At 69.2% G+C, this 20426-nt stretch carries 17 protein-coding genes and 1 pseudogene; 16 read left to right on the top strand and 2 right to left on the bottom strand.

The features are described 5' to 3' along the window. Positions 1 to 610: 610 nt before the first annotated feature. From IE157_RS07830 to IE157_RS07820, 3 genes and pseudogenes are all read left to right on the top strand, one after another. The gene (locus tag IE157_RS07830) at positions 611 to 1075 is read left to right on the top strand and encodes a MerR family transcriptional regulator (RefSeq protein WP_064845984.1); all 465 of its coding nucleotides are present in this window, start codon (positions 611 to 613) and stop codon (positions 1073 to 1075) included. Beyond that, complete coding sequence (locus tag IE157_RS07825; RefSeq protein WP_156523385.1) at positions 972 to 1487, top strand: carboxymuconolactone decarboxylase family protein; 516 nt, start codon at positions 972 to 974, stop codon at positions 1485 to 1487. The genes IE157_RS07830 and IE157_RS07825 overlap by 104 nt, the downstream gene beginning before the upstream one ends. Positions 1488 to 1561: 74 nt before the next feature. Further along, positions 1562 to 2628, top strand: a pseudogene (locus IE157_RS07820) (IS481 family transposase). On the opposite strand, the gene IE157_RS07815 reads toward IE157_RS07820, so the two are convergent. Beyond that, positions 2617 to 3579, bottom strand: a complete 963-nt coding sequence (locus IE157_RS07815; protein WP_064845982.1) for a quinone oxidoreductase family protein — start codon at positions 3577 to 3579, stop codon at positions 2617 to 2619. The pseudogene IE157_RS07820 and the gene IE157_RS07815 overlap by 12 nt on opposite strands. Positions 3580 to 3798: 219 nt before the next feature. On the opposite strand from IE157_RS07815, the gene argC reads away from it, so the two are divergent. From argC to IE157_RS07785, 6 genes are read left to right on the top strand one after another with little or no spacing between them, the layout of a single operon-like run. Beyond that, positions 3799 to 4848 (top strand): N-acetyl-gamma-glutamyl-phosphate reductase, encoded by a 1050-nt coding sequence (argC, locus tag IE157_RS07810; protein ID WP_064845981.1) that lies wholly within the window; start codon positions 3799 to 3801, stop codon positions 4846 to 4848. A gap of 44 nt (positions 4849 to 4892) precedes the next feature. Further along, positions 4893 to 6098, top strand: a complete 1206-nt coding sequence (argJ, locus tag IE157_RS07805; RefSeq protein WP_064845929.1) for a bifunctional glutamate N-acetyltransferase/amino-acid acetyltransferase ArgJ — start codon at positions 4893 to 4895, stop codon at positions 6096 to 6098. Positions 6099 to 6108: 10 nt separating this feature from the next. Then, complete coding sequence (gene argB / locus IE157_RS07800; RefSeq protein ID WP_098055826.1) at positions 6109 to 7059, top strand: acetylglutamate kinase; 951 nt, start codon at positions 6109 to 6111, stop codon at positions 7057 to 7059. Next, positions 7056 to 8318 (top strand): acetylornithine transaminase, encoded by a 1263-nt coding sequence (locus tag IE157_RS07795; protein WP_064845927.1) that lies wholly within the window; start codon positions 7056 to 7058, stop codon positions 8316 to 8318. Before argB ends, IE157_RS07795 begins: the two co-directional genes overlap by 4 nt. Before the next feature lie 36 nt (positions 8319 to 8354). Further along, entirely contained in the window at positions 8355 to 9326 is a 972-nt protein-coding gene (gene argF / locus IE157_RS07790; protein WP_193519661.1) for an ornithine carbamoyltransferase, read from the top strand. After that, on the top strand, positions 9323 to 9817 hold the full coding sequence (locus IE157_RS07785) for an arginine repressor (protein WP_131333160.1): 495 nt from the start codon (positions 9323 to 9325) through the stop codon (positions 9815 to 9817). The genes argF and IE157_RS07785 overlap by 4 nt, the downstream gene beginning before the upstream one ends. A 109-nt stretch (positions 9818 to 9926) precedes the next feature. Here IE157_RS07785 and IE157_RS07780 read toward each other — a convergent pair whose 3' ends face one another. Next, positions 9927 to 10358, bottom strand: a complete 432-nt coding sequence (locus IE157_RS07780) for an ankyrin repeat domain-containing protein (RefSeq protein ID WP_064845924.1) — start codon at positions 10356 to 10358, stop codon at positions 9927 to 9929. Positions 10359 to 10557: 199 nt separating this feature from the next. Here IE157_RS07780 and IE157_RS07775 point away from each other — a divergent pair, with 199 nt between their 5' ends. The 7 genes from IE157_RS07775 to tyrS all read left to right on the top strand — a co-directional run bounded on the left by IE157_RS07775 (position 10558) and on the right by tyrS (position 19931). Then, the gene (locus IE157_RS07775; RefSeq protein WP_098055823.1) at positions 10558 to 12072 is read left to right on the top strand and encodes a long-chain-fatty-acid--CoA ligase; all 1515 of its coding nucleotides are present in this window, start codon (positions 10558 to 10560) and stop codon (positions 12070 to 12072) included. Between the two features lie 86 nt (positions 12073 to 12158). Continuing rightward, positions 12159 to 13364: an argininosuccinate synthase gene (locus tag IE157_RS07770; protein ID WP_064845922.1), complete on the top strand. Its 1206-nt coding sequence runs from the start codon at positions 12159 to 12161 to the stop codon at positions 13362 to 13364. 140 nt (positions 13365 to 13504) lie between these two features. After that, the gene (gene argH, locus IE157_RS07765) at positions 13505 to 14950 is read left to right on the top strand and encodes an argininosuccinate lyase (protein WP_193519660.1); all 1446 of its coding nucleotides are present in this window, start codon (positions 13505 to 13507) and stop codon (positions 14948 to 14950) included. Further along, positions 14947 to 15657: a DNA-3-methyladenine glycosylase gene (locus tag IE157_RS07760; protein ID WP_193519659.1), complete on the top strand. Its 711-nt coding sequence runs from the start codon at positions 14947 to 14949 to the stop codon at positions 15655 to 15657. Before argH ends, IE157_RS07760 begins: the two co-directional genes overlap by 4 nt. 40 nt (positions 15658 to 15697) lie before the next feature. Further along, positions 15698 to 16225 carry an adenine phosphoribosyltransferase gene (locus IE157_RS07755; protein WP_318281390.1) on the top strand — a complete coding sequence of 176 codons (528 nt, stop codon included), beginning with the start codon at positions 15698 to 15700 and terminating at the stop codon, positions 16223 to 16225. A gap of 69 nt (positions 16226 to 16294) precedes the next feature. Beyond that, positions 16295 to 18610 carry a HelD family protein gene (locus tag IE157_RS07750; protein WP_098055818.1) on the top strand — a complete coding sequence of 772 codons (2316 nt, stop codon included), beginning with the start codon at positions 16295 to 16297 and terminating at the stop codon, positions 18608 to 18610. 13 nt (positions 18611 to 18623) lie between these two features. Further along, positions 18624 to 19931 (top strand): tyrosine--tRNA ligase, encoded by a 1308-nt coding sequence (gene tyrS / locus IE157_RS07745; RefSeq protein WP_064845917.1) that lies wholly within the window; start codon positions 18624 to 18626, stop codon positions 19929 to 19931. Positions 19932 to 20426: the final 495 nt, after the last annotated feature.

The raw sequence follows: 20426 nt of genomic DNA, 5'->3' as shown, positions 1-20426 counted from the left end.
GCCCGGCCGGCGACGCGCATCCACGGCTACAACCGGCACGGGACCTCCACCCTGTTTGCGGCCCTGGAGATCGCCACCAGCCACGTCACCGCGGCGTGCAAGCCTGGGCACCAGCGCCAGGAGTTCCTGGCCTTCCTCAAGCAGGTTGTCCGAGCCTACCCCCAGGGAATCTGCACCTGGTGATGGACAACTACGCCGCGCACAAGGCCCCCGAGGTAAGAGCCTGGCTGGCGGAGAACCCTCGGTTCCAGATGCGCTTCACGCCGAACTCGGCCTCGTGGTCGAACTTGGTTGATGTGCCAACATCGCATTTGCCCAGTATTCGTCCGTCGTCGACATGAGGCGTGGTTCGGGCTCATCGAACGCCAGGCCCTGCATCGGGCCGACGTCGTTTCGGTGCCCGAGCTGAACAAGCGGATCCGGGCCTTCGTCACCGGCTGGAACGATCGCTGCCACCCGTGCGTGTGGACCAGAACCAGCACCGAGATCCTGAAAAAGCCAGCCGCCCAACCATTTAGAAGATGGACCATTAACAAAGTGTACTGACCGGACACGTTGATCGACGTCGCGGCTTGTCTTTGAGCGTGCTCGAACCCCTAGCGTGCAGGTCATGACGAATGACCGGGCCCTGGCAGATGCCCTGCGACTCGCCGTTGATCCGCCCGGTGGCGTGAACGTCGACGCGCTTAGAGAACTCACCCGAGCCGATTCCGAAGAGGACTGGGGCATTGCTGCGGCCGCCGAGCACTTAGGCGTCAGCCCTCACACCCTGCGCTACTACGAGCGCATCGGCCTGGTGGTCATCCCTAGGGACCACGCGGGGCATCGCCGGTTCGACGCCCCGACCGTACGGCGCCTCGTTTTCCTGACCCGGATGCGCGCATCAGGCATGTCCATCGCCGACCTGCGTCGATACATCGACCTCGTCAACGCCGGCGCAGACACAATTCCAGACCGACTCGACCTCCTCCTTGAGCACCGCGACACCCTGCGTTCCCAGATCACCCAACTCCAACTCGCCCTCGCCGCGACCGAGTACAAGCTCGCCGCCTACCAGGAAGGCCCCCAGCCATGACGACCCCCAGCACGACATCAACTCCGATGAGAACCTTGCTCGCCGCCAGCACGGCCAAGACGTCCTCTCGCGCATCGACGGCCACCAGGGCGAAGCCGTTATCGATTCCCTCGCTGACATCAGCCCCGCCCTGGGGCACCACGTCGCGGCTTTCGCCTTCGGTGACATTTACGACCGGCCCGGGCTCGACCCGCGCAGCCGTCAGCTCGTCACTATCGGGGCCTTGACCGCGCTGGGTGGCTGCGAGCCGCAACTGCGGGTCCACATGGGCGCCGCACTGAACGTCGGCCTCACAGAAGAGGAGATCGTCGAAGCCCTGCTCCACAGCTCGGTCTACGCCGGCTTCCCTCGCGCACTCAACGCGACGTTCGTCGCCAGGGAGGTATTCGCTTCGCGACGGGCCAACGCCTGACGACGAATCAGAACGGGCAGGAGGGCCGTCGGCTCATCTGGCGGCCCTCCTGTCGAGCACGCACAAGGACTTCCATGTCACACGCCAACGCAGCTCTCACACCCCGACACCGGCTCAAGGTGGCCCGGCTCGTCGTCGTCGACGGGCGGCCGATCAGTGAGGTCGCCGCCCGCTTCCAGGTGTCGTGGCCAACGGTGAAGCGGTGGGCCGACCGCTACCGGGCCGGGGAGTCCATGCACGACCGGTCGTCGCGCCCGAGGACGTCGCCGAACAAGACGCCGAAGCCTGTCAAGAAGCGATGCGTCAGCCTGCGAATCCGAATGCGGGAAGGGCCAGTTCAGCTCGCAGCCCGCCTCGGCGTCGCCGCGTCCAGCGTGCACCGCATCCTCACCACCGCACGCCTCAACCGGTCGGCCTACATCGACCGCGCCACTGGTGAGTCGATCAGGCGCTACGAGCACCCCCAGCCCGGCTCCTTGCCGCACGTGGACGTGAAGAAGCTCGGGAACATCCCCGACGGCGGTGGATGGCGCTACGTCGGCCGACGCCAAGAAAAACGCAATCGTGCGGCGACCCCTGGGAAGCCGAAGACCAAGTGGCGCAACCCGAAGCTCGGTTACGTGTTCGTCCACACCGTCATCGACGACCACTCCCGTGTCGCGTACACCGAGGTCCACGATGACGAGACCGCCGTCACTGCCGTCGTCGTCGTGCACCGAGCCGTCCATTGGTTCGGCAAACACGGCGTCACCATCGAACGGGTGCTGTCGGACAACGGAGGCGCCTACCGATCGCACCTGTGGCGTGACACCTGGGAGGCCTTGTCGATCACCCCGAAGCGGACGCGGCCGTGCCGACCACAGACCAACGGCAAGGTGGAGCGCTTCCACCGCACCATGGCCGACGGGTGGCCTACGCCCGTTGCTACACCAGCGAGCGAGAACGCCGCGACGCACTGTCCGACTGGCGCCACCAGTACAACCAGCACCGTCCGCACACGGCCTGCGGGAACCAGCCGCCGTTCTCGCATTTGATCAACGTCCTCGGTCAGTACACCTGGATCTCCGCTCCGGCACAAGCCGGTGGTGCACAGCCCCGTGGGTTCCCGGACCCACGGGGCGGTGTCATCTCACGGCAGTAGCAGGAGCTTCCCCTGCGTGCCGCGGGATTCGAGGTCGTGGTGCGCGGTGGCGGCGTCGTCGAGCGGGTACGTGGCGCCCACCCGGACCTCGAGGCCCCCGGAGGTCACGGCCTCCATGAGCTCGCCCCAGCGCCACGTGCGCTCGTCCCGGTCCCGCGTGTAGTAAGCCAGGGACGGGCGGGTCACGTAGAGCGCCCCGGAGCTGTTGAGCCGCTGCAGGTCCAGCGGGGGCACCTGGCCGGAGGAGCCCCCGAAGAGTACGGTGGTCCCGCGCACGCGGGTGGCCGCGAGGGATTCGTCGAAGGTCGTACGGCCCACAGAGTCATAGACCACGTCCGCGCCCAGGCCGTCCGTGAGCTCGCGCACACGCTCGGCGAAGCCCTCGTAGCCGAGCACGTGGTCCGCGCCGAGGCGCTTGGCCGTCGCGGCCTTATCCGGAGTGGAGGTCAGCGCGATCACGGTGGCGCCGATGCGCTTGAGCAGCTGGATGGCCAGCCCGCCCACACCGCCGGAGGCCGCCGTGACCACGGCGGTCTGCCCGGGCTGCACAGGGAACGTGGACCGCACCAGGTAGTGCGCCGTGAGTCCCTGCAGGGGCAGCGCACCGGCGGTCTGAGGGTCCATGCCGTCCGGCACGGGTAGCGCCTTGTCCTCCTCCACCGTGAAGAACTGCGCGTACGTGCGGGTGGCCTCGGAGGTTGCCACGCGCTGACCGGTCCGCACGGTGGTGACCTCTGAGCCCACAGCCACGACCTCGCCGGTGCCCTCTGAGCCTGCCGTGAACGGGAAGTCCACGGGGTACACGCCGGAGCGCTGGTAGGTCTCGATGAAGTTCACACCGGTGGCCTCGGTCCGCACGAGGACCTCCCGGGGGCCGGGCTCGGGGACGGGCACCTCGGCCGGGCGCAGCACCTCCGGGCCACCGGGCTCGTGCGCGACGATCGCCTGCATCGTGGTCTCGCTCACTGTCAGTTCCTCCTCGCAGCGGGGTGCCGTGCTCGCAGAGGGGCACGACGGCGTCCCCGTCAGTCTCGCGCTACGGCACCTCCCGGCACAAGGCAGTGCACGTCGGGGCGGTCGGCGGGGCGGGCGGTCACCCGCGCAGAGATTTGGAACGCGTTATGCATAAATATTGAATGGAGTGCATAGGAATACGGTATGGTGGAGCCCATGACCTACACCGCTGCAGTCTCAGGCGCCACCGGCTACGCAGGGGGAGAGGTGCTCCGTCTGCTGTGCGGGCACCCGGACATCGAGATCGCCACCGTGGCGGCCCACTCCTCCGCCGGGCAGAAGCTCGGGGCGCTCCAGCCGCACCTGCACGCGCTCGCGGACAGGGACGTCGTCGAGTCCACCGCGCAGAACCTCACGGGCCACGACGTCGTATTCCTGGCCCTGCCCCACGGTCAGTCCGCGGCGCTGGCCGAGCAGCTGCCCGCAGGCACGGTCGTGATCGACGCCGGGGCGGACCACCGGCTCGAGTCCGCCGAAGCGTGGGGAGCGTTCTACGGCTCAGACCACGCCGGCACGTGGCCCTACGGGCTGCCCGAGCTGCTCGTGGACCCGAACGGCCGCAAGCAGCGAGAGAACCTGCCCGGCGCCACCCGGATCGCCGTCCCTGGCTGCTACCCCACGGGATCGCTGCTCGCGCTGGCACCCGCGCTGGCGGCGGGACTGGTGTCTCCCCAGGACATCGTGATCGTGTCCGCGTCCGGGACCTCGGGCGCGGGCAAGGCCCTGAAACCTCACCTGCTCGGTGCCGAGACGATGGGGGGGATGTCCCCGTACGGCGTCGGCGGCGGGCATCGGCACACCCCGGAGATCGAACAGGGGCTGGGATGGGCGGCAGGCGAGGGCGTGCGGATCTCGTTCACCCCCACCCTGGCCCCCATGCCCCGCGGCATCCTCACCACGGCCACCGCCGCGCTGCGCCCGGGCACGACCGAGGAAGCTGTGCGGGAAGCCTACCGCGCCGCGTACGACGGCGAGCCGTTCGTCCACCTGTTGCCCGAGGGGCAGTGGCCCACCACCAAGTCGGTGCAGGCCTCGAACCACGTGGCGCTGCAGCTGGCCGTGGACCCGCACGCCGGGCGGCTCGTGGTGAGCGCGGCCATCGACAACCTGACCAAGGGGACGGCGGGAGCCGCCGTGCAGTCCCTCAACCTGGCCCTCGGCCTCCCCGAGACCTCGGGCCTCGCCGCGCAGGGCGTGGCACCGTGAATCCCGGGTCCCCGCTCGACCGCCCGTCCGAACCAGGAGCTGCGATGTCCTCGCACAACCCCATTCCCGACGTCCCCGTGAGCACCGACTCCGGCGTGTGCGCCGCGGCCGGTTTCAGCGCCGCTGGCGTGGTGGCCGGCTTCAAGAAGTCGGGTGGCCGTGATCTCGCCTTGGTGGTCAACACCGGGCCCGACGACGCCGCGGCCGCCCAATTCACCAGCAATCGCGTGGCCGCCGCCCCCGTCCACTGGTCCCGCGAGGTGATCCGGCAGGGCCGTGCCCGCGCGGTGGTGCTTAACTCGGGCGGGGCGAACGCGTGTACCGGCCCGCAGGGCTTCCAGAACACCCACGAGACCGCCGAGCTGGTGGGTGAGCAGCTGGGCATCGGCGCAGGGGACGTTCTGGTGTGCTCCACCGGGCTGATCGGGGAGCAGCTGCCGATGGACGTCGTGCGCGGCGGGGTCCCGGCCGTCGTGGCCGCGCTCGCACCCGGGCAGCGTGCCGCGGCGGAGGCCGCGGAGGCCATCATGACTACGGACACCGTCCCCAAGCAGGCCTGCGTGAGCGGCGCAGGGTGGAGCGTGGGCGGCATGGCCAAGGGGGCGGGCATGCTCGCACCGGGGCTTGCCACCATGCTCGTGGTCCTCACGACCGACGCCGTCCTGAGCGCGGAGGAGCTCTCGCTCGCCCTGAAGGAGGCGTGCCGTGTCACGTTCAACCGCGCGGACTCGGACGGGTGCATGTCCACCAACGACACCGTGGTCCTGATGTCCTCCGGCGCCTCGGCGCAGCGCCCGGACCAGGGGGAGTTCACGCACGCACTGACCGCGGTGTGCCACAGCCTCGCGCAGCAGCTGATCACGGACGCGGAGGGTGCCTCCCACGACATCGCGATCACCACGGTGGGCGCGGCCACGGAGACCGAGGCGGAGGACGTCTCCCGCACGGTGGCCCGCTCCAACCTGTTCAAGACAGCGGTGTTCGGTAACGACCCCAACTGGGGGCGTGTGCTCTCGGCGGTGGGCACCACGGACGCCCAGTTCGACCCCGACCGGATCGACGTCACCATCAACGGCGTGACGGTGTGCCGCAACGGCGCGATCGGTGATCCGCGCGAGGGCGTGGACCTCGCGGCGTTGCGCGCTGTGGACGTCCTCATTGACCTCAAGGCCGGGGACGCGAGCGCGACCGTGTGGACCAACGACCTCACCCATGACTATGTCGAGGAGAACAGCGCCTACTCCAGCTAGCGCGCCCACCATGTCACGACTCAGCGATAACACCAGGTACGAGACGGCCCGCTCGAAGGCGGAGACCCTCATGGAGGCCCTGCCGTGGATCCAGCGCTACGCGGGATCCACCATGGTCTTCAAGTACGGCGGCAACGCCATGATCAACGACGACCTGCGGCGCGCCTTCGCGGAGGACATGGTTTTCCTGCGCCACGTGGGCATCCGCCCGGTCGTGGTCCACGGCGGCGGCCCGCAGATCAGCGCGATGCTCGAGTCCCTGAACATCCCGTCCGAGTTCAAGGACGGTCTGCGCGTGACCACGCCCGAGGCCATGTCGGTCATCCGCATGGTCCTCACCGGGCAGGTGGGGCGGGAACTCGTGGGCCTGATCAACGCCCACGGCCCGTACGCGGTGGGCATGTCCGGCGAGGACGCGGGGCTGCTGCAGGCGCGCCGCGTGCGCACCGGGTCCGACGGCGCGCCCCTGGACCTCGGTCTCGTGGGTACCGTCACGCGCGTCAACACGGTCGCGGTCGAGCAGCTGCTGGACATCGGTAAGATCCCGGTCATCGCCTCGATCGCCCCGGAGCTCGCGGATTCGAACGACGATGCCGCGGGGCGGGGTGCGCTCACGGGGCAAGTCCTCAACGTCAATGCGGACACGGCGGCCGCCGAGGTGGCCGTGGCCCTGGGCGCGGAGAAGTTCGTGGCCCTCACGGACGTCGAGGGGCTCTACGCGGACTGGCCGGATCGCTCGTCGCTGATCTCGTCCCTATCCGCGGCGGAACTGCGTGAGATGCTGCCGGAGCTCGAATCGGGGATGATCCCCAAGATGCGGGCGGCTCTGCGAGCGGTGGACGGCGGTGTGCCGCGCGCGAGCATCGTGGACGGGCGCACGGAGCACTCGTCCCTGTTGGAGATCTTCACGGACACGGGTATCGGCACAGAGGTCACACCGGACGGAGTTGAGCACTCATGAGCAACCAGGACGAACTGCTGGGGGAGTACAAGGAACACCTTCTGGGAGTGTTCGGGGATCCATCACTCGTGCTCGTGTCGGGCGAGGGCGTGCACGTCACCGATGCCAACGGCAAGCGGTACCTCGACCTGCTCGCGGGGATCGCGGTGAACGCCCTGGGCCACGCGCACCCCGCGTGGGTGCGGGCGGTCTCGGAGCAAGCGGGAACCCTCGCGCACATCTCCAACCTGTTCACGTCCCCGGGCAGTATCCACCTGGCCGAGAAACTGCTCAAGGTCACTGGGGCGCCCGAGGGCTCCCACGTGTTCTTTGCGAACTCGGGCTCGGAGGCGAACGAGGCCGCGTTCAAGCTCGCGCGTCGCCACGGCCGCGCGCACCCGGACGCGCAGGGTCGGCCCCGGACGCGTGTGCTCGCACTCGAGAACTCGTTCCACGGCCGGACCATGGGATCCCTGTCACTTACGGCCAAGGCGGCCTACCGCGAACCGTTCGAACCGCTGCCCGCCGGGGTCACCCACATCCCGGCCACGGCGGAGGCCCTCGAGCGCGAACTCGACGACACCGTGAGTGCGGTGATCGTGGAACCCGTCCAGGGCGAGGCCGGCGTGCACGGGCTACCCGAGGGGTTCCTGGCACTGGCCCGCAGGCTCACGCGGGAGCGCGGTGCACTGCTGATCGTGGACGAGGTGCAGTCCGGGATGGGCCGCACCGGCGCGTGGCTCGCCGCCACCGCCCAGCTGCCCCGGGGTGAGTTCCCGGATGCTGTGACGTTCGCCAAGGGGCTCGGTGGCGGGTTCCCCGTGGGGGCCATGCTCACGGCGGGACCGGAGGTCTCGGCCCTACTGGGAGCGGGTCAGCACGGCACCACGTTCGGGGGCAATCCCCTGGCGATGGCCGCGGGACTCGCAACTGTCACGACCCTCGAGAACGAGAACCTGCTCGTCAACGCCCGGGAGGTGGGAGCCCACCTCGCGCAGCGGCTGCGGGAGGTTCCCGGGGTGGGGGAGGTCCGCCAGTACGGTCTGTTGGTCGGCGTGGACCTCGTCGCGGAGAACACCGAGGACGCGGAGAACGCCGGGACCTCCGGGGACCCCATGGCCCAGCGCGTCGTCGCCGCCGCGCGCGAGGCGGGATTCATCCTCAACGCCACCGGACCCACCACGCTGCGTCTGGCGCCGCCTCTCATCATCACTGCGGAGCAGGCGGACACATTCGTCGAGGCCCTGCCGCATGTGCTCGAGACCGTCCGCGCCCGCTGAGCCCCGGACAGCACCACACCCGAAGGAGAATCCCCCGTGCCCCGTCACTTCCTGGTCGACACCGATCTCACCCCCGAGGAACAGTCCGGGGTCCTGGACCTTGCCGCCGCCCTCAAGGCGGACCGGTTCTCCCGCCGCCCGCTCGCGGGTCCGCAGACCGTGGGGATCATCTTCGACAAGACCTCCACCCGCACCCGCGTCTCGTTCGCGGCCGGGGTGAGCGACCTGGGCGGCAACCCGCTGATCATCAACCCGGGGGAGTCCCAGCTGGGCCACAAGGAAACCGTCGCGGACAGCGCCCGCGTGCTCTCCCGGATGCTCGCGGCGATCGTGTGGCGCACGTACGCGCAGTCCGGGCTCGAGGAGATGGCCGAGTTCAGCGACGTCCCGGTGATCAATGCCCTGTCCGACGACTACCACCCGTGCCAGATCCTCGCGGACCTGCTGACGCTGCGCGAGGAGTTCGGGGACGTGGCCGGGCGCACCCTGGTTTACCTGGGGGACGCCGCCAACAACATGGCGAATTCCTACCTGCTCGGCTGCGCCACGGCCGGCATGCACGTGCGCGTGGCCGGACCGGAAGGCTACCTGCCGCGCGAGGACGTCGTCGCCGCGGCCCGCGAACGCGCCGAGCTCACCGGCGGCTCGGTGCTCGTGACCACGGACGCGAGAGAGGCGCTGAAGGACGCGGACGCCGTCGTCACCGACACGTGGGTGTCCATGGGCCAGGAGAGCGAGAAAACCGAGCGCGCGCAGATCTTCACGCCGTACTCCGTGACCTCCGAGGCCATGGCGCACGCGGCCGACGACGCCGTGTTCCTGCACTGCCTGCCCGCCTACCGCGGCTTCGAGGTCGCCGCGGACGTGATCGACGGCCCCGCGTCCCGGGTGTGGGACGAGGCCGAGAACCGGGTGCACGCGCAGAAGGCCCTGCTCACCTTCCTGCTGGATTCCTCGGGACTGGCCGCGGACCTGCCCGCCGCCCTGCGCCGGGAGGAGGCACGGTGAGCATCCCCACGACCAAGACGGCGCGCCAGGCCCGGATCCTCGAACTTGTGACCGGAGGAGACGTCCACTCGCAGGCCGAACTGGCCCAACTGCTCGCGGCGGACGGCATCCAGGTGACCCAGGCGACCCTGTCCCGGGACCTCGTGGAACTCGAGGCGGTGCGCGTGCGCTCCGCGAGCGGGGGCATGGTCTACGCGGTTCCACAGGCGGGGGTGGACCGGTCCCCGACCAGCGGCGTCACCCGCGAGAGCACCGACGCCAAGCTCGCCGCACTGTGCCGCGAGCTGCTCGTGACGGCCGAGGGCAGCGCCAACCTCGTGATCCTGCGCACCCCGCCCGGGGCCGCGCAGTACTTCGCCTCGGCGATCGACCACTCGCTGCTCCCCGAGGTGCTCGGCACCATTGCCGGGGACGACACCATCATGGTGGTCAGCCGGGATCCCCAGGGCGGGGAGCAGCTCGCGCGGAAGTTCCTGGACCTCGCCCGCTGAGCGCGCCCACCAGGCACGCGGACGACGCCGCCCGCGCGCCGTCCGCGCCCGTGCCACCTCCCGGCGGTGGGCCCCCAGCCCCTGGAAGAGCAGGTGCCGTCCGCCCGGTTCAGGCCTCGCGCGTCTCGTAGCTCTCCAGCAGCGGCAGCAGGTGCTCCTGGCCGAAGACGCGGGCCACGTCCTGTGCGTGCTGGTGACCCGTGGCCTGGCCCGCCCCCGCCTCGAGCAGCGCGCGGGCAATGGGCTCGTTGCCGCGGAACACCGCACAGACCAGGGCAGTGAAGCCCATGTCGCTCACGCGCTCGGTGTCCGCGCCGCGGGCGAGCAGCATGGCCACCGTCTCCTCGCGCTCCAGGTACGCCGCCAGGTTCAGCAGGGTGTCCCCCTTGCTGTTCGTGAGGTTGACCGGCACCCCGGCGTCGAGCGCAGAGCTCAGCAGCTGGGTGTCGCCGTTGCGGGCGGCGTCGAACAGGGATGAGACGTAGGCCAGCTCCGCCTCGGTGAATTGGGGGCTCTGCGCGTTTCTGTGCTGGTCGGTCACGGGGGATCCTCCTGTGCGGGGGCCACGGCCCGTGGCCCGGGAACGAATTGACGGGATTGCGGAGAGCGGCGGCCGGGGCTCGTCGCGTGCGGCGCTGTCTAGTGTCGCACGCGGAATCCAGGCGGGGTCGACGTTTGACTCGAATATCCGATACGGGCAGTATCACGTGTTAGAACTCACACCGTCTTCTGGAGGACCCATGACCAACCTGGCCACCCTGCTCACCACCTCGGCCGCCCAGTACACGTCCGATCCCGCGATCATTCTCGACGAGCTGCACATGACCTACGGGCAGTTGGACGATCTCTCCGCCCGCGGCGCGGCGCTGCTCAAGGCCAACGGCATCCGACCGGGGGACCGCGTGGCCCTCGTGCTGCCCAACGTGCCCCACATGGCCGTGCTGTACTACGCGATCCTGCGCGCCGGCGGCATCGTAGTCCCCCTCAACCCCCTGCTCACGCCCCGAGAGCTCACCTACCACTTCCAGGACTCCGGGTGCTCCTTCGTGCTCGCGTGGGAGGACATGGCGCAGGCCAGCCAGAAGGCGGCCGAGGAGATCGAGGGCCTCAACGTGCTGCCCATCAGCGCCCGCGGAACGGTGGAGCGCCTCCAGGGTGTGGATCCCGACCGTGACGTCGTGGAGCGTCAGGACTCGGACACGGCCGTGCTGCTCTACACGTCCGGGACCACCGGCCGCCCCAAGGGGGCGGAGCTGACCCACCACAACCTGCTCACCAACGCCGAGGTCGCCGGCGAGGTGTTCAACCTGCACCACGGGGACGTGATGTTCGGTGGGCTGCCCTTCTTCCACGTGTTCGGCCAGACGGTGGCGCTCAACGGCGTGATCTGCAGCGGTGCGGCCGTGACTCTGCTGCCCCGCTTCCACCCGGGAAAGGCCCTGGAGATCCTGCGCCGCGACGGTGTCACGATCTTCGCGGGGGTCCCCACCATGTACGTGGCCCTGCTGCACCAGGCCAACCAGGACCCGCAGGCCGTCGAGGGCGTGGACCTGCGTGCCGGCGTGTCCGGAGGGTCCCCCATGCCCGTGGAGGTCATGGTCAAGTTCGAGAAGGTCTTCAACACCACCGTGTTCGAGGGGTACGGGCTGTCCGAGACCTCGCCGGTGGTGTGCTTCAACCAACCGGGCAACGAGCGCAAGCCGGGCTCCATCGGCACGGCCGTGCGCGGTGCGGAGCTGCGCGTGGTGGACGGGGACGACCAGCAGGTCCCCACCAACGAGGTCGGTGAGCTCGTGGTGCGCGGGCAGTACGTGATGAAGGGCTACTGGAACAAGCCCGAGGCCACCGAGAACGCGATGCGCGGCGGCTGGTTCCACACCGGTGACATGGCCCGCGAGGACGAGGACGGCGCGTTCTTCATCGTGGACCGGAAGAAGGACATGATCCTGCGCGGCGGTTACAACGTGTACCCGCGCGAGGTCGAGGAGGCCATCTACCAGTTCCCCGGCGTGGTGGAGGCCGCGGTGCTGGGAGTCCCGAGCGAGAAGCACGGCGAGGAGGTCGGGGCCGTGGTGGTCTTCGAGTCCGGGGTGCTCCAGTCCAAGGGCCGCGAGGCGCTCACGCGAGAGCTGGACGCGTTCGTCCAGGAGCGTGTGGCCAAGTACAAGTACCCCCGGATCTACCGGATCGTGGACGAGCTGCCCAAGGGCCCTACGGGCAAGATTTTGAAGCGCGAACTGACCCTCGATGCATAAATACTGATTGCTGTGTATAGTCATGCATGAGCCGCGGGGCACTCCCGCGTAGTCGGCGTCATCGAGCAGTTGTGGAGGAAAGCACCGTGAGTGATCGCGTGGTATTGGCCTACTCGGGCGGATTGGACACGTCCGTGGCCATCGGGTGGATCGGTGAGGCCACCGGTGCCGAGGTCATCGCCGTGGCCGTGGATGTCGGACAGGGTGGCGAGGACCTCGAGACCGTGCGTCAGCGCGCCCTGGACTGCGGTGCCGTGGAGGCGTACGTCGCGGACGCCCGTGACGAGTTCGCGAGCGAGTACTGCATGCCCGCGTTGAAGGCCAACGGTCTCTACATGGACTCCTACCCCCTGGTCTCGGCCGTCTCCCGCCCGGTGATCGTCAAGCACCTCGTGAAGGCCGCGAAGCAGTTCGGTGCCACCACGGTGGCCCACGGCTGCACGGGCAAGGGCAACGACCAGGTGCGCTTCGAGGTGGGCATCCAGACCCTGGGTCCCGAACTCAAGTGCATCGCGCCGGTACGTGACCTCGCGTTGACCCGTGAGAAGGCCATCACGTACGCGGAGAACAACAACCTGCCGATCGCCACGACCAAGAAGAACCCCTTCTCGATCGACCAGAACGTGTGGGGCCGCGCGGTGGAGACCGGGTTCCTCGAGGACATCTGGAACGCGCCCACCAAGGACGTCTACGACTACACGGACGATCCCACGTTCCCGCCCGCCGCGGACGAGGTCGTGATCACGTTCGAGCAGGGCGTGCCCGTGGCGCTCGACGGCAAGCCCGTCACGCCGCTGCAGGCCATCCAGGAGCTCAACCGCCGCGCGGGTGCCCAGGGTGTGGGGCGGATCGACATCGTTGAGGACCGGCTCGTGGGCATCAAGTCCCGCGAGATCTACGAGGCCCCGGGTGCCATGGCGTTGATCGCCGCGCACAAGGAACTCGAGAACGTCACGATCGAGCGCGAGCAGGCCCGCTTCAAGAAGACCGTGGGTCAGCGCTGGACCGAGCTCGTCTACGACGGCCAGTGGTTCTCCCCGTTGAAGAAGTCCTTGGACGTGTTCATCGAGGACACCCAGAAGTACGTCAACGGTGACATCCGCATGGAGTTGCACGCGGGCCGGGCCACCGTGACCGGGCGGCGTTCGTCCACGGGTCTCTACGACTTCAACCTGGCCACGTACGACGAGGGTGACTCCTTCGACCAGTCCAACGCCCGCGGGTTCATCGAACTGTTCGGGATGTCCTCCAAGGTGGCCTCCCGCCGCGAGCAGGGCCTCGCCGAGGGCTGACATCCGTCTCCCGCGCCCCGGTGCGCGGGTGATCACCACATCATCGCGAACGGCCGGGCTCCTAGACTGGAGCCCGGCCGTTCCCCACGCCGGGTGAGTGCCCGGCAATCCACGGTCCCACGACGTCCACGAGGAGCATCATGGCCCAGCACGAGCAGCACGGAACCAACGAGGGCGCCCTGTGGGGCGGTCGATTCGCGGGCGGGCCCGCGGACGCCCTCGCCGCGCTGAGCAAGTCCACCGATTTCGATTGGCGTCTGGCGCCGTACGACATCGCGGGGTCCCGCGCCCACGCCCGCGTGCTGCACACGGCCGGCCTGTTGAGCGAGGACGAGTTGAGCGGGATGCTGGACGCACTTGACCGGCTCGAGGCGGACGTGCGCAGCGGGGCGTACGCGCCGTCGCCGTCGGACGAGGACGTCCACGGGTGCCTCGAACGCGGGCTCATCGAGCGCGCCGGGGCGAACCTCGGCGGCAAGCTGCGCGCGGGTCGCTCCCGCAACGACCAGATCGCGACCCTGGGTCGGATGTACCTGCGCGACCACGCCTCGATCATCGCGCGCAACCTGTTGGAGCTCGTGCGAGCCCTCGTGGAGCAGGCGCGGCGCCACCCGTACGCCCCCATGCCCGGGCGCACCCACCTGCAGCACGCCCAGCCCGTGCTGCTGTCCCACCACCTGCTCGCCCACGCGTGGGCGGTACTGCGGGACGTCCAGCGGCTCGCCGACTGGGACAACCGTGCGGCGGTGTCCCCGTACGGTTCGGGCGCGCTCGCGGGATCGTCGCTGGGCCTGGACCCCAATGCCGTGGCGGCCGAGCTCGGCTTCGACTCCGCGGTGTTCAACTCGATCGACGGCACCGCGTCGCGGGACGTCTACGCGGAGTTCGCGTGGGTGTGCGCCATGGCCGCCGTGGACGTCTCCCGGATGAGCGAGGAGGTGACCACGTGGGCCACCAAGGAGTTCTCGTTCGTGACCCTGGACGACGCCTATTCGACCGGCTCATCGATCATGCCGCAGAAGAAGAACCCGGACGTCGCGGAACTCGCGCGCGGTAAGGCCGGGCGGTTGATCGGTGACCTCGCGGGTTTGCTCGCGACCCTCAAGGGGTTGCCGCTCGCGTACAACCGGGATCTGCAAGAGGACAAGGAACCCGTCTTCGACGCGATCGACCAGCTCGAGGTGCTGTTGCCCGCCGTCACGGGCATGATGGCGACCCTCGAGTTCCACACGCAGCGCCTCGCCGAGCTCGCCCCGCAGGGTTTCGCGCTCGCGACCGACGTCGCCGAATGGCTCGTGCGCCAGGGCGTCCCATTCCGCGAGGCGCACGAGGTCTCCGGGGAGGCCGTGCGCGTGTGCGAGGACGAGGGCATCGAGCTGTGGGACCTGACCGATGAGCAGTTCGCCGCGATCTCGCCGCACCTCACGCCCGGGGTCCGGGAGGTGCTCACGGTCGAGGGTTCCCTGTCCTCGCGCAACTCCCAGGGCGGCACCGCGCCGGACGCGGTCGCCCAACAGCTCACCGAGCTCGAACGGCAGCTCGTGGAGCTGCACGCCTTTGCTGCGCGCGAGCCCGTCGTCTCGTGACGGCCGGACTGCACGAGCTTCTCCTCGCCCCGGCCCCCGACGTCGCTCCCCGGCTGCTCGGCGCCGTCCTCGTGTGCGCGCGCCCCGGGGGCACGGTGGGGCTGCGGCTGACCGAGGTCGAGGCCTACGGCGGCCCGCAGGACTCGGACCTGCCGGATCCCGGGGCCCACACCTACCGGGGTCGCACGGCGCGCAACGCCTCGATGTTCGGCCCGCCCGGGCACGTCTACGTGTACTTCACGTACGGGCTGCATCACGCGGTGAACTTCGTGTGCCGGCCCGAGGGCGTCGGGGGCGGTGTCCTGATCCGCTCGGGTGAGGTCGTGCTGGGCTCCGAGGTGGCCACGCAGCGTAGGCTCGCGAACCGCAGTTCCGCACCGGCCTTCGCCTCGCTCGCGCGCGGGCCCGGCAACGTGGCGCAAGCCCTCGCACTGACCCGCGACGACGACGGCGCCGCGCTGGCCGATCTCGGCATCGCCCCCGATCCCGTGACCCGGGCGCGCAAGGAGGTCGAACGGCGCGGTGACGACACGTGGACCGGACTGGTCCTGGCGCAACGCCCCGCGAGCGACGTCGTCGTGACGGCCCGGACGGGCGTGTCCGGGGAGGGCGGGACGGACGCGTACCCGTGGCGCTACGCACTGCCGGGCGAGCCCACGGTGTCCCCGTACCGCAAGGCCACCGTCAAACGCCGCCGCACGCGCTAGCGCACCGCCCGCCGCGCGGTGCGCCGGATACGATGGAGCGGTGACTGAATCCGTGGAACAGATGATCGACCGGTTGTGCGCCAAGATCCCCGACCATCCCGAGCCGGGGGTGCTCTTCCGCGATCTCACGCCCCTGTTCGCGGACGGGGACGGTTTCCAGCGCACCGTGGACGCGCTCGTGGACGCCTTCCGCGGCCAGTACGACTGCGTGGCCGGTGTGGAGGCGCGCGGATTCATGATCGCCGCGGCCGTGGCGTACGCGTCCGGGGTGGGGATCATCCCGGTGCGCAAGGCGGGCAAGCTCCCGCGCGAGACCATCTCCCAGGCCTACGACCTCGAGTACGGCACGGGCACCCTGGAGATCCACACCGACGACGCTCCCCGCGGTTCGCGCGTCCTGGTCCTGGACGACCTCCTCGCCACGGGCGGGACCCTGGGTGCCACGGCGTCGTTGTTGACGCGCGGCGGGTACAACGTCGCGGGTTTCGGCGTGATCATGGAGCTGACTGCGCTGCGCGGCCGGGCCCAACTGGGCGGGCATCGCGTGCGCGCACTGTTGCGCGTGTGACGGGGGAGTCGCGCGGATCGAGCGGTAGGATAGACGATCGCCGGTTGAGCGACCGGACCCGTCGGCAGTGTGCGTGAGGTGAAGTGCGTGGAGGAATCCGCATCCGTGGAGGTGTCCCGGCAACTGGGGGAGGAACGGCGCTACGTCGCCGAGGCCTACGCCCGGTTGGACGAGTTGCGGCAACTCAATGCGGATGAGTTGCGCCGCGTCCGGACCACGAACTTCGGCGGGGGACACCAGGCGCGCTCCGAACGTGACGCATTCGCCACGCATTACGAGGACCGCCTCACCCAACTCAACTCGGTGGATGAACGTTTGGTCTTCGGTCGCCTGGACACCACCGAGGGGGAGCGGCATTACGTGGGCCGGCTCGGACTGGCCACGGAGGACCACCGCCGGCTCGTACTGGACTGGCGGGCCCGCGAGGCCGGGGCCTTCTACCAGGCCACCGCCGCCAACCCCATGGACCTGGTGCGTCGACGCCACCTCATCATGGACGGGCGGGACGTCACCGCCCTCGAGGACGACGTCCTGGATCCGGGTGCCGTCTCCGACGCCGAGGTTGTGCACGGCGAGGGCGCACTCATCGCGGCCCTGAACTCCGAGCGCACGGGCCGCATGACGGACATCGTCGCCACGATCCAGGCCGAACAAGACCGCATCATTCGCGCCCCGCTGTCCGGGGTGCGCGTGGTCCAGGGTGGCCCGGGTACCGGCAAGACCGCCGTGGCCCTGCACCGTGCCGCGTACTTGTTATACGAACACCGGGAGCGGCTCGCCAAGTCGGGTGTGCTGATCGTGGGTCCGTCGTCGTCGTTCCTGTGGTACATCGAACGCGTGCTTCCGGCGCTCGGGGAGACCGGCGTGGTGATGTCGTCCCTCGCGGACCTCTATCCGGGTGTGCACGGCACGGTCGAGACCGACCCCTGGGTGACCCGCTGGAAGTCCGGGCTGCACATGGTGGACGTCATCAAGCGCGCCGTTGCTGACCGGCAGAAGGTTCCCGAGCGCACGCAGTGGCTCACCGTGGACGGCCACCGCGTGCGGCTCGAACCCTCGCTTGTGCGCCGGGCCCGGGAGCGTGCGCGCGCCACGGGCAAGCCGCACAACGAGGCCCGCGAGACGTTCGTGAAGGTCATCGTCAAGGAGCTCGCCCAGAACCTCGGGGACGAGCTCAACGAGAAGGCCGGGACCACGATGGACCGCTCGTACCTCAAGGAGGACCTGCGACAGTCCCGAGAGGTACGCATCGCGCTCAACCTGCTGTGGTTGCCCTTGACACCCCAGCAACTCGTGGCTCAGTTGTTCGGCAAGGAGCACTACCTGCGCTCCGCCGCCCCGCGGCTCTCGGACGCCCAGGTCTCGCGCCTGCTGCGGCCCGTCGACGCGCCGTTGACCGTACCCGACGTCGCCCTGCTGGACGAGGCCGCGGAACTGTTGGGCGACTTCGAGTCCGCCGGTATCAAGGTGCGCGGGGACCGTTCGCTCGAGGAGCGCAAGGCCCAGGAATCGGCGCAGAAGGCGCTCGAGGCCATGGCGGAGGGTTTCGAGGACATCGGTGCCCAGGGCGTCGTCACGGTCGAACAGCTCACGTCTTTCAACGCTGAGGCGCCGCACCGGATGACGGCGGCCGAAGCGGCGTCGTCGGACCGTACGTGGGCGTACGGGCACGTAGTCGTGGACGAGGCGCAGGAACTCTCGCCCATGCAGTGGCGCGTGCTCATGCGCCGGTGCCCCCTGAAGTCCTTCACGGTGGTCGGTGACATCGCTCAGGCGGGGAACGCGGCGGCGGCCCGGACCTGGGACGAGGCGCTCGAGCCGTTCGTGGGGGAGCGATTCACGCTCGAGGAACTCACGGTCAACTACCGCACCCCGCAACCGATCGCCGACGCCGCGGTGCGGGTCGCGCAGGCTACGGGGATCGCGGTCTCCGATCCCACGGCGGTGCGCGGCGGCGATCCGCCCGTGATCGTGCCGGTGGCCGTCGAGGCGGAGCTGGCCGCGGAGATCGTGGCGCAGGTGCGGCGCGAACTGGAGCGGCTCGCCGGGGGTCTCGTGGGAGTGGTGTGCCCCGGGGGACGTTTGGCCGCGGTGGGTAAGGCCCTGGACGAGGCCTTCCCGGGGCTCGTGGCCGCGGGCATGCGCAGCCTGGACCGGCGGATCATGGTGCTCACCCCGTGGGATGCCAAGGGCCTCGAGTTCGATTCCGTGGTGGTCGTGGAACCCACGGAGATCGCGGACGACCCCGCCGGGGGCCCGGGCAATCTGTACGTGGCCATGACCCGTCCCACCCAGCGGTTGTACCTCGTGGCGGCCCACGGACTGCCCGACGGGATCACCCCGCAACCCGGGGAACCGGGCGCCGGGGACCCCACGGCGGCCTGATAACTTAGTCCACGTGTCAACCACCGATCTCAGCACGCAGCACAACGATCCGTCCTTCTCCTCCCTGTGGGAGGAGCTGAACTGGCGCGGACTCGTCCAGGTCTCCACGGATGCGGAGGCCCTGCAGGAAACGCTCGACGGTGGTCCCATCACGTATTACTGCGGGTTCGACCCCACGGCGTCCTCCCTGCACCTGGGACACCTGGTGCAGTTGTTGCTGCTTCGCCGACTCCAACTCGCGGGACACCACCCGATCGGTCTGGTCGGCGGATCCACCGGGCTGATCGGTGATCCGCGGCAGACCTCGGAACGCGTCCTCAACTCGCGCGAGACCGTGGCCGAATGGGTAAACCTGCTGCGCGAACAGGTCCAGCGGTTCCTGTCCTTCGAGGGGGACAATCCCGCGCGCATGGTCAACAACCTGGACTGGACGTCCCAGCTGTCCGCGATCGATTTCCTGCGGGACATCGGCAAGAACTTCCGCGTGGGCACCATGATCAAGAAGGACATCGTGGCCAAGCGGTTGAACTCGGAAGAGGGGATCTCCTACACCGAGTTCAGCTACCAGATCCTGCAGGGACTGGACTTCCTCAACCTGTACCGGCAGTACGACTGCGTCCTGCAGACCGGCGGTTCCGACCAGTGGGGCAACCTCACCTCCGGCACCGACCTGGTGCGCAAGGCCGAGGGTGCCACGGTGCACGCGATCGGCACGCCGCTGATCACCAACTCGGACGGCACCAAGTTCGGGAAGTCGGAGGGCAATGCCATCTGGCTGGATCCGGAACTGACCTCGCCTTACGCCTTCTACCAGTTCTGGCTCAACACCGCGGACGCGGACGTGGCGGATCGACTCAAGGTCTTCACCTTCCGCACCCGCGAGGAGATCGCGGAACTGCAGCGTCTCACCGAGGAGGAACCCTTCCGGCGTGAGGCCCAGAAGGTCCTGGCCTCGGACGTCAACACCCTGGTGCACGGGCCCGAGGCCACGCGCAAGGCGATCGAGGCGTCCGCCGCCGTGTTCGGCAAGGGTTCTTTCGAGGACCTGGACGAAGACACGCTCGCGGCGGTCGCGGCAGAGCTGCCCCACGCGGAGGTCGCACCGGGTGAGCACGCCGTGGTGGATCTGCTCGTGGCCACGGGCCTGGCGGAATCCAAGTCCGCCGCGCGGCGCACGCTCAAGGAGGGCGGTGCCTCCGTCAACAACCGCAAGCTCTCGGGGGAGGACGCCACCCTGACCGCGGACGACCTGTTGCACGGTCGGTTCGCGCTGCTGCGCCGGGGCAAGAAGAACCTGGCAGCCGTCACGGTCGGGAGCTGATCGTCGGGCACCGGGTCCCCGTCGGGCCCCTGATCACATACCCCGGGCATGGACGCCCGGAACCGCCGCACGGCGGAGCACCCGCGAGCCGGGGCCAGCGTTTTGCGCCGGTCCCGGCTCGTGTGTAATGTATTCCGAGTCGCCGCGGCGAGGAACCGAGAAGGAACCGGAGCCGCGGGGTGACCGGCAAAGATCAGCCCGACACGTCGGACCTCGTTCATGCTATGGTTACCTGGCATTCGGCAGCGCGAAGCGAATCGGCTTGAACAGTCAAGTTGACACGCCGAGCAACGCGGAACTAAGCTTGATGAGTCGCTTCGCGGCGGACCGAAGAGGTTCGATCCGAGAGGCAACTCCCAAAATCGTCGATCGGCCCGGAGCGGCTCGATCGGACAACCGACCGTTGTGGCCCTGGTGAGGGGCCGTGTGGTGTGGTTTGTTGTTTGTCAACTCAATAGTGTGTCTAGTTTGTTGATACCAAAGTTTTTTTGTTTT

The sequence above is a fragment of the Kocuria marina genome, assembly GCA_014652975.1.
GTDB classification, from domain to species: Bacteria; Actinomycetota; Actinomycetes; order Actinomycetales; family Micrococcaceae; genus Kocuria; species Kocuria marina.
Note: the sequence above shows the minus strand (reverse complement) of the source record. Positions and strands in the feature narration are given on the sequence as shown.

Coding starts and splice junctions, on each gene's coding strand:
- IE157_RS07815 (WP_064845982.1), bottom strand. CDS start 3,579: ATGCAGGCGATCGTCGCGCACGAGCCCGGTGGCCCGGAGGTGCTGCGC.
- IE157_RS07830 (WP_064845984.1), top strand. CDS start 611: ATGACGAATGACCGGGCCCTGGCAGATGCCCTGCGACTCGCCGTTGAT.
- IE157_RS07775 (WP_098055823.1), top strand. CDS start 10,558: ATGACCAACCTGGCCACCCTGCTCACCACCTCGGCCGCCCAGTACACG.
- argB (WP_098055826.1), top strand. CDS start 6,109: ATGTCACGACTCAGCGATAACACCAGGTACGAGACGGCCCGCTCGAAG.
- IE157_RS07795 (WP_064845927.1), top strand. CDS start 7,056: ATGAGCAACCAGGACGAACTGCTGGGGGAGTACAAGGAACACCTTCTG.
- argJ (WP_064845929.1), top strand. CDS start 4,893: ATGTCCTCGCACAACCCCATTCCCGACGTCCCCGTGAGCACCGACTCC.
- argC (WP_064845981.1), top strand. CDS start 3,799: ATGACCTACACCGCTGCAGTCTCAGGCGCCACCGGCTACGCAGGGGGA.
- argH (WP_193519660.1), top strand. CDS start 13,505: ATGGCCCAGCACGAGCAGCACGGAACCAACGAGGGCGCCCTGTGGGGC.